Origin of the sequence: Enterocloster sp. OA13, assembly GCF_022440595.1 — a bacterium.
GTDB classification, from domain to species: Bacteria; Bacillota; Clostridia; order Lachnospirales; family Lachnospiraceae; genus Enterocloster; species Enterocloster hominis.
Genome location: NZ_JAKNTF010000001.1, coordinates 2,039,175 through 2,051,410, shown reverse-complemented (window position 1 = coordinate 2,051,410; position 12,236 = coordinate 2,039,175). Strand labels below are relative to the sequence as shown.

The 12,236-nt window shown below is 46.2% G+C and carries 8 protein-coding genes; 7 read left to right on the top strand and 1 reads right to left on the bottom strand.

From position 1 onward, the window contains the following. The first annotated feature begins 380 nt into the window (after positions 1-380). Both MCJ35_RS09000 and MCJ35_RS08995 read left to right on the top strand, forming a co-directional pair. Positions 381-2,165: a methyl-accepting chemotaxis protein gene (locus MCJ35_RS09000; RefSeq protein ID WP_240299450.1), complete on the top strand. Its 1,785-nt coding sequence runs from the start codon at positions 381-383 to the stop codon at positions 2,163-2,165. A gap of 27 nt (positions 2,166-2,192) precedes the next feature. Further along, positions 2,193-4,292 carry a sensor domain-containing diguanylate cyclase gene (locus MCJ35_RS08995; protein WP_240299449.1) on the top strand — a complete coding sequence of 700 codons (2,100 nt, stop codon included), beginning with the start codon at positions 2,193-2,195 and terminating at the stop codon, positions 4,290-4,292. 177 nt (positions 4,293-4,469) lie between these two features. Here MCJ35_RS08995 and MCJ35_RS08990 read toward each other — a convergent pair whose 3' ends face one another. Next, the gene (locus MCJ35_RS08990; RefSeq protein ID WP_240299448.1) at positions 4,470-6,233 is read right to left on the bottom strand and encodes a methyl-accepting chemotaxis protein; all 1,764 of its coding nucleotides are present in this window, start codon (positions 6,231-6,233) and stop codon (positions 4,470-4,472) included. A gap of 756 nt (positions 6,234-6,989) precedes the next feature. On the opposite strand from MCJ35_RS08990, the gene MCJ35_RS08985 reads away from it, so the two are divergent. The 5 genes from MCJ35_RS08985 to MCJ35_RS08965 all read left to right on the top strand — a co-directional run bounded on the left by MCJ35_RS08985 (position 6,990) and on the right by MCJ35_RS08965 (position 12,146). Further along, a complete protein-coding gene (locus MCJ35_RS08985; RefSeq protein WP_025487365.1) occupies positions 6,990-7,688 on the top strand; it encodes a cytochrome c biogenesis CcdA family protein in 699 nt (232 codons plus the stop codon). A gap of 23 nt (positions 7,689-7,711) precedes the next feature. Further along, the gene (locus MCJ35_RS08980; RefSeq protein ID WP_025487366.1) at positions 7,712-8,311 is read left to right on the top strand and encodes a redoxin family protein; all 600 of its coding nucleotides are present in this window, start codon (positions 7,712-7,714) and stop codon (positions 8,309-8,311) included. Positions 8,312-8,470: 159 nt separating this feature from the next. Next, a complete protein-coding gene (gene msrA, locus MCJ35_RS08975; RefSeq protein WP_488473316.1) occupies positions 8,471-9,496 on the top strand; it encodes a peptide-methionine (S)-S-oxide reductase MsrA in 1,026 nt (341 codons plus the stop codon). A gap of 123 nt (positions 9,497-9,619) precedes the next feature. Further along, the gene (locus tag MCJ35_RS08970) at positions 9,620-10,399 is read left to right on the top strand and encodes a response regulator transcription factor (protein WP_240299447.1); all 780 of its coding nucleotides are present in this window, start codon (positions 9,620-9,622) and stop codon (positions 10,397-10,399) included. Next, on the top strand, positions 10,383-12,146 hold the full coding sequence (locus tag MCJ35_RS08965) for a cache domain-containing sensor histidine kinase (RefSeq protein WP_025481996.1): 1,764 nt from the start codon (positions 10,383-10,385) through the stop codon (positions 12,144-12,146). Before MCJ35_RS08970 ends, MCJ35_RS08965 begins: the two co-directional genes overlap by 17 nt. The last annotated feature ends 90 nt before the right edge of the window (positions 12,147-12,236 follow it).

The following is a 12,236-nucleotide window of genomic DNA, read 5'->3' as shown; positions in this document are numbered from 1 at the left end:
TATTATCAGATAAAATAAATCATTTTTATATGGATAACCTGTACACCACACTCCATAATATATCGACAATATTCTCCAATGTATAAACTTTTCGTCCTAAAATAAATAATTATTTTCAAGCGTATGTGGCGAGGAATGAAGAGGCCACTAAAATCAAATATATTTTTAAATTTGGATGATATTTATGACGATAATACGCATTATGGGAAGATTCATTCCCCCTTCACACTACCCACTTTAACAAGAAATGGAGGACCCTGCAAATGAGAATTCTAAAGTTTTGAATAGCGTTTCAAAATCCTATATATACTGCAGCGGCACAGTGTCTGCAGTTTTTCACAATTTCCTTAAAAAATATTTTTCAGGAGGTTAATTAACTTATGAAGCGCAATAATACCATTCAAAGGCAAATTACAAAAGGTTATATCCTTCTTTCAGGGCTTCTGGTCCTGCTGGTCCTTCTGTCAGCCATCTTTCTTAGCATTACGAACAGGAGCTATGGTCATATCATGGCCTTTCAAAACCAGCAATCCTCCTCCCAACAGGTGATTTCAGCCCATTACAAATGGCTGGAACAGTTAAGTGATTCCATTACAACAGGAACCGAATTCCAGGGCAGCCTGGACCCGGACGGATGCGCACTCGGCCAATGGATGAACCGTTCCCGGGAAGATTTATTAAAATATCCGTCAATCAAAGCTGAATCCGATAAGATTGTACAGCCCCACCGCGAAATCCATCTGGAGGCCTCACAGTTAATCGAGACAAGCAGACATGACAGGGATGCCGCCTATCAGGAATACAGTGAAAACTTCAAACCGAAAGTGGAAAAGATAGGCCAGGGGCTTACGGCCATCAGTGAAGCATACCAGAAGCAGGTGGTACAGATTCAAAAGCAGACAGAGGCGACCTCCAGCCTGTGTGTAACCATGTTGTTCCTGATTGGCATATCCTCTGTCATAAGTTCCCTGATAGTCGGCCGCAGGGTCGCAAAGCGCATATCCATCCCCATCCTCACAGTTGCCAACTGGTCCGAGGCATTTTCAACCGGGGTTGACAATCTGAACCTGGACGAAGCAGATATGACCCAACAATACAATACCGTAGAAATTATCCGCATGGTCAATTCCTTTAAATCCCTGGCTGACAGCATCCGTGACAATGTGCGTGTAATCCAGAAGGTGGCCGAAGGGGATCTGACCGCCTATGTGGATATACGTTCCCAGGGAGACAGTTTGGGCAAGAATCTCTACCATCTGGTCCAGAGCAATGATTTCATGTTTGCCAATTTGCTGAGGATTGCGGATTCCGTGGCCCAAAGTGCAGGATATATCTCAGATGCCAGCCAGGAACTGGCCGTCAGCTCAACCAACCAGGCTGCTGCCGTGGAAAAGCTGTCCGGCACCATGAACCAGGCCAACCAGTTGGCAGAGGACAATTCAGGTAATGCAGACTTTGCCAAGGATGTAATTGATACAATGCATGCCCAGGTAGTGGTCGGGCAAGATAAAATGAATGAACTTTTAAGTGCCGTGCAGGAAATCCAGACTGCCTCCGGAAAAATCAATACTGTTTTGAAAACCATTGATAATATCGCATTTCAGACTAATATACTGGCACTCAATGCCGCCGTGGAGGCAGCCCGGGCCGGTGCTTCCGGAAAAGGATTTGCAGTGGTTGCAGAAGAGGTACGGAATCTGGCATTAAAAAGCTCGGAGGCCGCAAAACAGAGCCGGGTCTACATTGAGGATACTATTAAAAAGGCAAATGAAGGCAGCCGGATATCCCATGAAGCATCAGAAACCTTTGACTCCATAGTGGACCAGTCTGACCAGGTATATAAAATGATTGACGGCATCCATGAGGCTTCCGGACAGCAGCAGGCGTATATCAGCCAGATTTACAGGGAGATACAGACCATCTCCTCATCTGTCTCCTCTAACGCCGCTACCAGCCAGCAGACGGCAGCCGCCACAAGGGAAATGACCTCCCATGCAGACATCATCCGTCAGGAAATGAAGCGGTTCAACCTGCGAAAGCGTGAAGAGGGGAAACCATATATACCGCCGGAAAAAACAGGCGATGAACAGTTCATACGGACTGCATATGAAAATTACCTGAAAGTCCAGAATCGCGGCTGCCCCATTCCTGGCGCAGCAGAATAATGTACCAATGAAAGGCAGGATTCCCAAATGATTGATTTAATAAATGAAATGTCCGAGCTGATTTATGTGGTCGATATTGATACATATGATCTGCTGTTCGTAAACCAATCCGGAAAGGAAATATTCAGTCTGGATGATATATCCGGTATGAAATGTTATCGTGCGCTTCAAGGAAAAAAATACCCATGCGAATTTTGCACGAATTCCCTCTTGAAGCCAGAACAGTTCATCACCTGGGAATATACCAACCCCCTTGTACATCGGCATTATCTGCTTAAAGACAAGCTGATTGACTGGGAAGGGAAAAAAGCGCGTGTAGAGATTGCGTTTGATACCACGGATGGGGAAATTGAAAAAATCAATCTAAGAAATACCCTTGCAGCAGAAAACCTGGTAACCAAATGTGCACAGATCCTATTTGCCGATTCCTATGAAAAAGATCATGTTGACGATGTGCTTTCCATCGCAGGTTCCTTTCTTGAATCCGACAGGGCCTATATCTTTGAAATAAATGGAAATACCATGAGTAATACATATGAGTGGTGCGCTAAAGGCATTGAGCCTCAGATAGAGCAGCTCCAGGATATGCCGGTTACACTTATAAAACGGTGGCAGGATGCCTTCAAACGGCAAGAGTGTGTGTTGATTGAAGATGTGGAACAGGTCGGAACGGAAAACGCGGATGAATATGAAGAGCTTAAACGGCAGGGAATCCGTTCCATGATTGCAGTCCCAATATATTCAAATAACACGCTGTCCGGGTATATAGGTGTAGATAACTATACCACTCAGAAGCTTGCCAATGCACAAGCCATTCTTGGTTCCATCGGATATTTCGTAGGTGCGAAGTTTGAAATCATGAAGTCCCTTCATATGCTGGAACAGTTAAGCTATTACGATTCTCTGACTGATTTGGGAAACCGCAATAAATTCAACCTGGATATCAGTCGGATTCCGGAACAGGGTAGCCAGCCAGTGGGAATTATCTATCTGGATATCAATGGGATGAAACGGATGAATGATGAGTATGGCCATAATCACGGCGACATCGCCCTTATTCATACCGGAAATGTAATCGGGCTTTTATTTCCAGACGATTATTTATACCGGATTGGCGGGGATGAATTTGTGGTAATATGCCAGGGTATCTGTGAGGAATCATTTGAGACAAAAGTCCGGGAGCTCAGGCAGTCGTTCATGTCTGAGAAAGAATACTCTGTATCCATCGGTAAGTACTGGTCCGAGGATAATAAAGATATCCGCAGCGTCCTGTTCCGTGCAGATGAACTGATGTACCAGGATAAGAAAGAATTTTACCGTGGCCGTGCACTGTCAGGACGTTACCGCCACGGTCTGGATGATGTCCTGAACCTGACAAAACCCGGTGTTTTAACGAAAATGATTGAGGACAATAAATTTCCTGTCTATTATCAACCTAAGGTTTCGCCAAACACCTATGTTTTTATCGGTGCTGAGGCTTTAGTGAGATGTGAGATTTCTCCCGGTAATATAATTCAACCCAACAATTTCATACCGATTTTAGAGGAGTCACGGCTGATCAGCGTGCTGGACTTCCATATATTCCGCATGGTAAATGCACAGATTAAGAAATGGATGTGCGAAGGAAGGAGGATTATTCCTGTCTCAGTTAATTTTTCACGTTATACCTTATCAGAGCATAACTTTCTTAATAGAATAAAGGAAATATGGAGCGAATACCAGGTACCGAAACAGTTCCTTGAAATTGAAGTGACTGAAACAGTTGAGGAAGATGACAGATTTGATTTCATCGAATTAATGAAAAAAATCAAACAGGAGGGTTTTTCCATATCCATCGATGATTTCGGCATTAAAAATGCCAACCTGTCCCTGTTTACTTCCATGGATTTTGATATATTAAAAATTGACAAATGTCTGGTCCATAACCTTGCCCATAATGAAAAAGCACAGGCTGTTTTATACTCCATATCCAATCTATGCCGTAAGATGGGGATTCAAATGATTGTGGAAGGAGTTGAAACCGAAGAACAGCTGAAGCTCCTGCAACAGATCCGATGCGACGGGATACAGGGCTATCTGTTCAGCCCCCCTGTCCCGCTGGAAAAATTTGAGGAACACTATATATAATATATAAATAGAAAGACAGGATAAAGGGAAAAGGGACAACCGCCTCCTTTTAGGGAGCCGGTTGTCTATATTTAGGGAGAAGCAGGGGAATGCTTCTTTTTTTGGCCTTATACTGCTTTCCATAGGGACCCGGAAGGCTAAAGCAGGGATACCTCCAGCTGCAGGAATAATGTTGTATCAATATTTTCCGACGCCGGTTTCCGGTATCCTGGCCTCCTGTGGCTGTGTATCATGGATATTATGTATATTTTTTCTTTCATCCACCATCTTCAGCTTAAACTGGCCCACCAGATTCTTTAGCAATTGGGACTGGCCGGATAATTCCTCACTGGCCGCCGCACTTTCCTCTGCTGTGGCTGAATTCGTCTGTACAACACTGGAAATCTGGTCAATTCCCTGGGTCACCTGCCGGATTGAGGAAGCCTGCTGGACAGACGCTTCACTAATCTGGCTAATTGTCGTGCTCACTTCCCCGACCCCGTTTACCACATCCGCCAGCGAAAGCGCCGTCTCATCCGCTATGGATTTCCCACGCTCAACTGAATGAAGGGAATTCTCTATCAGGGCAGCGGTATTCTTGGATGCCTCTGCGGACTTACTGGCAAGATTGCGGACCTCATCCGCCACCACTGCAAAGCCTTTTCCTGCCTCGCCTGCACGGGCCGCCTCCACCGCCGCGTTCAATGCCAGTATATTGGTCTGGAACGCTATGTCCTCAATGGTCTTGATGATTTTCCCAATTTCACTGGAGCTGCTGCTTATATCTGCCATGGCGGACAGCATGTCCTGCATGCTCCTGCTGCTCTCTTCTACCTTATCCCCTACTATTCTTGCCTTCTCATTGGCTTCCTGTGCATTCTTCGCGTTCTGGTCCACCTGGCTGGATATCTCGTTAATTGTAGCCGCCAGTTCTTCCACTGAGGATGCCTGTTCCGTGGCTCCTTGGGACAGTGCCTGAGCACCGGATGATACCTGGTCGGAACCGGATGCCACCTGATCAGAGGACTGGCTTATCTGAAGAAGGGTTTGGCTTAAACTTTCCACAATCTGCCGCATGGACGCATATACCTGCTGAAAATCCCCCACATAGTTTTCCTCGGCACGGCTTTGTATGTCAAAATTGCCTCTTGCCATCTCATTTAACAGATACGCCTCATCCTGTATGACATTGGTGAGGGACGCCACTACTTCCCGCATGTTATCCGCAAGACTTCCCAGTTCATCCTGTGAGGTATAATCGATTGACGTGGAGGAGAGATTTCCTCTTGCCAGGTTCTGGGCCGCATGTTCAAGCTCATTAACAGGACGGATAATCCCACGGGTAATGTAAAGAGCAAATGAAATACTGATAGTAACGCTCAAGCACCCCAGTACGGACAATATGATGATTGCCCTTATCTGGCTAGCCTCCAGGTTTGCAATCAGTTCCTCCCCTTTTTCGTTTCCGCTCGCTATAAGGGTATCCAATTCTTTCTGCGCTTCCTTGATGACCACAATGTTATTGGCTTCCATATAAGCAGCCGCCTCATCGTTTTTATTTTCTGAAGACAGTTTGAGCACTTCCTCACGCATTGGAGCAAGCTTCGTCAGGGATTCCTGCAGCCGGGTTACAAGCTGTGGGTCCCCCATGAAATGCTCCTTTACGATAGGCAACTGTTCCTGTATTGCAGCCGCAGCCTCCTTGACATCTTCCAATGCCTCATTTGTTATCCCCATATCTGTATTGGCCATGGACCGATAAACGGCCTTCTGCATTCTTTCAAAGTTGGTGTTGATGATGTTTGCGCTTCCTTTGACCGTAAATGGTCCGTTATAAAAAGTCTCTATTTGGGTACCAAAGCTATTGAGATTGATTATGCTTACAATGGTACCGGTTATAAGAAGAATTAATATGACTGCATACGATATTATCAATTTCTTCCCTATTTTTAAATTTTTCATATCAAGCCTCCACTTTATCTAATAGTTTAAATATTTTTGCCAGCCACCCCCGTACCTTCTGCTTTCCTTAGCCGGGTCTTTATGGAGGATAGGCCGTTCCCCATTGATATTTCCCTACTCATGACTGATAATTCCTATGACGAATTCATGCCCTCCTTCCACCTGCCCTTTGGAGATATGGATATCTGTCCATCCTCTATCTACAAATTTTTACGTAATGCTGCTTGTAAGAGATATTATCACGAGTTGGGTTATGATATATTCCACTTATTTTATCGACATATTTTGCAGTTTTATAATACAATTTATCATGTATATATAAAAAACATACGATTATATAAGTGTGAAATATTCATTTCGCTAAAACCATGTCTGATAACATGGTTGATAATCCTAAACTGCATGCAGTACTTTATCAGCCTGCATGGAATACAGTTTTTCCTAGGTCGTGTGTGTGTTTCTTTCACTATTAATCTAATGATAATATCTCTTATCGGAAACAAAAGTTTCTTTTTCATTTCTGATTTTTATCCTTTTAACTGCTTCTTTTAAAGTCTCTTATCCGGTCTTCACCGCGGACCATATTGACATATCACTTCTTAAGGCTTCGCTCACCTGCCAGCCATCCTTCCCCGCCGTGGATCCAGCGTCCATACCCCACCCAAACAAATCAAAGAAAAAGCCAAAGCCATTCCATTCCAATCACAGTTTAAAAAAAGTAAAATAAAGTCATCAAATTAAGAAAGAGGTGACAACATGAATCCCCACATACTTTACTTAGGTACAGTGCTTGCCGCAGGACTTTTTTCCTTCTTCTCCCCTTGCATCATACCTCTCCTGCCCGTATACATATCCCTGTTTTCTTCCGGCAAAACCGCCGGGGATGACGGTACCTCCAGGAGGAAATTCCGGGTATTCCTTAAAAGTGTCCTTTTCGTTGCAGGCATATCCGTATGCTTCATCCTTCTGGGGTTCGGCGCAGGGGCATTGGGATCAGTCATCAGCAGTAAATCCTTCCTGACCGTGATGGGCCTTATTGTAATCATCCTTGGGCTTCACCAGACAGGACTGATCCATATCAAGTGGCTGTACCATGAGAAAAAAGTGGATTGGGAACGCACCCGCAGGGGTGACTACATCGGGGCATTTTTATTGGGTCTTACATTCAGCTTTGGCTGGACCCCCTGTATCGGTCCGGTCCTGGGAGCAATCCTGGGTCTGTCCGCCACCAGCAGCCAGCCGCTGTATGGCGCTTTCCTGATGGCTGTTTACTCATTAGGATTCCTGATCCCGTTCCTGGCGCTGTCCCTCTTCTCCGATACACTGCTGACAAAGGTAAAAATGCTTAATCCGTATCTTGGGAAAATTAAGATTGCCGGAGGCATCATCATAATCCTGATGGGAATTTTACTGATGACGGATTATCTGGGCAGCATACTGGCTATCTTTGGTTAACACTTGAGAAAGGAAGGAATACTATGAGGAAGAATTTAATAGCAGGTGCAGCTTCTATATTTTTACTAATCTCCTTAACTGCCTGCGGCGCCGGAAATACCGCAGACGTCAAGGCTGCCGCCAGTCAAACCATGGAAACACAGGAAACCGGGATGATGGAGGGTCCTGATACGATGAGCGGAAATGAAAAAATGAATACGGGAAAACCGGCCCCAGACTTCGAGATGATGGATTTAAATGGCAATACGGTTAAACTTTCTGATTTCAAAGGAGAAAGAGTTTATTTAAAATATTGGGCTTCCTGGTGTCCCATCTGTTTAGGCGGTCTGGAGGATATCAATACCCTCTCCGCTGAAGATAACGGCTTTAAGGTCTTAACCATTGTTGCCCCCGGACAGAAAGGTGAAAAGAACACCGCGGATTTTAAGACATGGTTTTCCGGTGTTGAGAATACCGCCGACATCACAGTACTGTTTGATATGGACGGAACCTATGGGACACAGACCGGTGTGCGCGGCTATCCCACTTCGGAATACATTGGTTCCGACGGTGTAATGGTTCAGTTGGTTCCGGGCCATGCAGATAATGATACCATCAGGGTCACCTTTGAATCCATAAAATAACCGTCATGGAAAGGAGAATGGATTATGAAAAATCATCGGACACTATCAATGGGTATAAGCATCGTGACTGCCGCCATGTTCCTGTTAACCGGCTGTTTTGCGGCCCAACAGGATACAGAAGCCATGATTGCGGGTAAAACAGTAAAAACCGCCGATACTATGTCTATGGAACAGGAGGAAGATAAGATGGATAACAATAATCTGCACACAATTTATCTGGCAGGAGGCTGCTTCTGGGGAATTGAGGCCTACATGAAAAAACTGCCAGGCGTTTATGATACTGACGTAGGATATGCCAATGGAAACACTGAAAACCCAACCTACGAACAGGTATGCTACAACAATACCGGACATGCAGAAACGGTCAGGGTCGTCTATGACCCCATGAGCATTTCCACGGAACAGCTGTTGGATGGTTTCTTCAAGGTTGTGGACCCGACCAGTACCAACCGGCAGGGAAATGACCGGGGAAGCCAGTACCGTTCCGGCATTTACTATACGGATGAGGCTGACAAGGCCATAGCAAAGGCCGTGGCAGACAGACAGCAGGAAAAATATACTTCCCCTATTGTCACAGAAATCCTGCCCCTTGATAACTTCTATCTGGCTGAAGACTATCATCAGGATTATCTGGATAAGAATCCAGGCGGATACTGCCATATTGACTTAAACGATGCAGATGCATTCATAGAGGAGGAAGGACTGGGTATGTCCAATCTCTCCAGTTTAATCAGGCCCGAGGACTATCCCGTCCCAAGCGATGAAGTCCTTAGGGAAAAGCTTACCGACATACAATATCAGGTAACCCAGAAAAATGATACCGAACGCCCCTATACCAACGAGTATGCCAGCACATTTGAGAAAGGGATCTACGTGGACGTGGTCACTGGAGAACCATTGTTCAGTTCTGAAGACAAATTTGAATCCGGCTGCGGCTGGCCCAGCTTTTCCAAACCAATCATCCCGGAAGTGGTAACAGAAGATTCCGATACCAGCTTTAACATGGTGCGCACCGAGGTACGCAGCCGGGCAGGGAACACCCATTTAGGACACGTCTTTGACGATGGTCCCAAAGAACTTGGAGGACTCCGATACTGCATAAACAGCGCTTCCATCCGCTTCATTGCCTATGAAGATCTGGATACTGAAGGTTACGGCTTCCTCAAGCCCATGTTTGATATGTAATTAGTGATACAGGATATCAGCTGCAAAAATATAAACATAGCGCCGGAGCCAGAAGACTTGCCTTCCATGCTCCGGCGCTATATACTTATTAAAAAGCACAGGAATGATGAGGGAGGACACGCTATGTATAATCTGCTAATAGTTGAGGATGAAAGCCTTATCCGCCGCGGCATCCGTGCCTTTATTGATTTTGACGGCCTTGGGATTGGCGGATTCTTTGAGGCGGAAAACGGTGAGGAAGCCCTGGATACCATCCGCAGACATCATATTGACCTAATCCTGGCAGACATCAATATGCCGAAGATGAACGGCCTTGATTTCTGTCTGCTTGCAAAGGAATGGGATCCGTCCATCAAGATAGCCATACTCACTGGTTACGATTACCTGGACTACGCCATACGCGCAATTAAAATCGGGGTGGATGACTATGCCTTAAAGCCCCTGTCCCGGGATGACATCCAGAAGCTGCTCTTCCATCTCGTTGAAAAGAAAAAGGAGGCGGATGATCTGGCGGTGGTCCGGCAGGCCGTGGACAGATTAGCTGGGAATACAGGCGTGGAGGAGGATTTCGATGTCCGCGCCCAGATGGCCGGCATATTGGAGGAGCATCTGTCTGATTCCGGTTTTTCACTCAGCGTTATGGCGGCAGAACTGGGATATAACATCAGTTATTTAAGTACGCTTTTCAAACGGTGCTTCGGAGAGAATTTCAGGGATTATCTGTTCAATCTCCGTTTAGAACACGCAAAAATCCTTCTGCTGTCCACACAGATGAAAAACTATGAGATTGCTGCTGCGGTCGGTATTGATGACCCCAATTACTTCAGCGTATGTTTCCGGCGCAAATACAAAAAAACGCCAAAGGAATTCAGGACGGAGGCAGGACATGGAAAAGAGATTTAAGCTCCGGGAATGGATCCGGCGTTTCGGTATTCAGCTCTCCCTCTTTTTCCTCGGCGCTGGCCTGGCTGTCATCCTGCTTCTCAGCGGGGCTGTTTACTTTTTTGCGTCCAATCTGCTGATGAACGAGACAGTCTCCAAAACCCATGATTTACTGGAGATGAGCGGCGCCAACATCGGTACATACATTGCCCGTGTAAAAGGGGAATCCAATGTCTTTGCAGCTAATCCCATGCTCCGTCAATATCTGTCCAAAGACGATGAAAGCCTGCGCGCCGGGCTGATGTCCCAGATCCATACGCTGCTGGAAAATGATTCCTATATCAAATCCATTGTCATAGTGTCCAAGGACGGACGGATCCTCTCCAATGAGGAAAATTTAGATATGTCGGTATCCAGTGATATGATGAAGGAAGACTGGTATATCGAGTCCATCCACAATACGATGCCGGTCCTCACCGGAGCCAGGATGCAGAGTTTTTCTTCCGACAAAGACAACTGGGTAATCTCCGTAAGCACTGAAATCACAGGGGATTCCGGCGACAACTTAGGCGTCCTTTTAATAGATATGGAATATAGCGTCATCGAGGATCACCTGCGCAGCCTGGATCTGGGCAGGGAGGGCTATGTCTTCCTCTTAAACGACAAAGGCGAGCCAGTCTATCATAAGGACACCAGTTATTTCTCCAATCCTGACAAAAAGAGGCAGCTGTTGGAAATCCAGTCATCCGGGGATGGCTACGATAAGGCTGGCAACCGGCTCACATACCAGACCCGGATAGGGAATGCCGGATGGACCATGATTGGCGTGGTATCATTAGACACCTTAAGGATGCTGGAACAGCAGCTGTTTGAGGCAGTGCTTCTGACGGGCGGACTGCTATTTTTCATGGTCCTGCTGTTCGGTACCCTATTTGCCCGCCGTCTATCTAACCCAATTGCGGACTTGGAACATGGCATGAGCGAGATTGAGAAGCTGGCTGAAGTCCATGTACGCAAAAACAGTTTCTATGAAGTGGAACTGCTGGCCGGCAATTATAACCGGATGATCCACCGGATCCGCGGCCTGATGGATGAGATATCCGAAAAGGAAAAAACGCTGCGCCATGCCGAGCTTAATGCCTTGGTCAGCCAGATTAACCCACATTTTCTCTATAATACCCTGGATACCATTGTCTGGATGGCTGAATTCAACGACAGCAGCCGTGTCATTGCCCTCACCAAGTCCCTGGCAGCATTTTTCCGTCTGTCACTCAGCGGCGGCAGGAAACTGATTACCGTGGAAGATGAACTGGAACATGTGCGGCAGTATCTTTATATACAGAAGGAACGGTATGAGGAAAAACTGAATTATGTCATCGATGCCCCCGGGAACTTATTGGATTACACGGTACCCAAAATCATCCTCCAGCCCATTGTGGAAAACAGTATCTACCATGGAATCAAACCCCTTAACGGGCCAGGCCAGGTTACGATAACCGTACAGGAAGAAGGGGAACGCCTGATTTTCACGGTTACGGATAATGGCGTGGGCTATGATCCGGCCGCAGTAACGGCTGATGGCTCCCCGCGTTTAGGCAGCGTGGGACTTAAGAATGTGGATGAACGCCTCAAACTTTACTATGGGCCGGAATATGGGGTGACCATACGCTCTGCCCCCGGTGCCGGATGCCGTGTAAGGCTTATGGTTGGGAAACATCTGCCGGACAGCCCCATCCATTCCGAACAGGCAGTCCGAAAAAACAGATAATTGAAAGGTTTTATAAGGTCTTCTATCGCACATAGAAGGCCTTTTATCATGGGATTCATGCCCCCCCTCTTCCCCGGCATACCTTTGTGG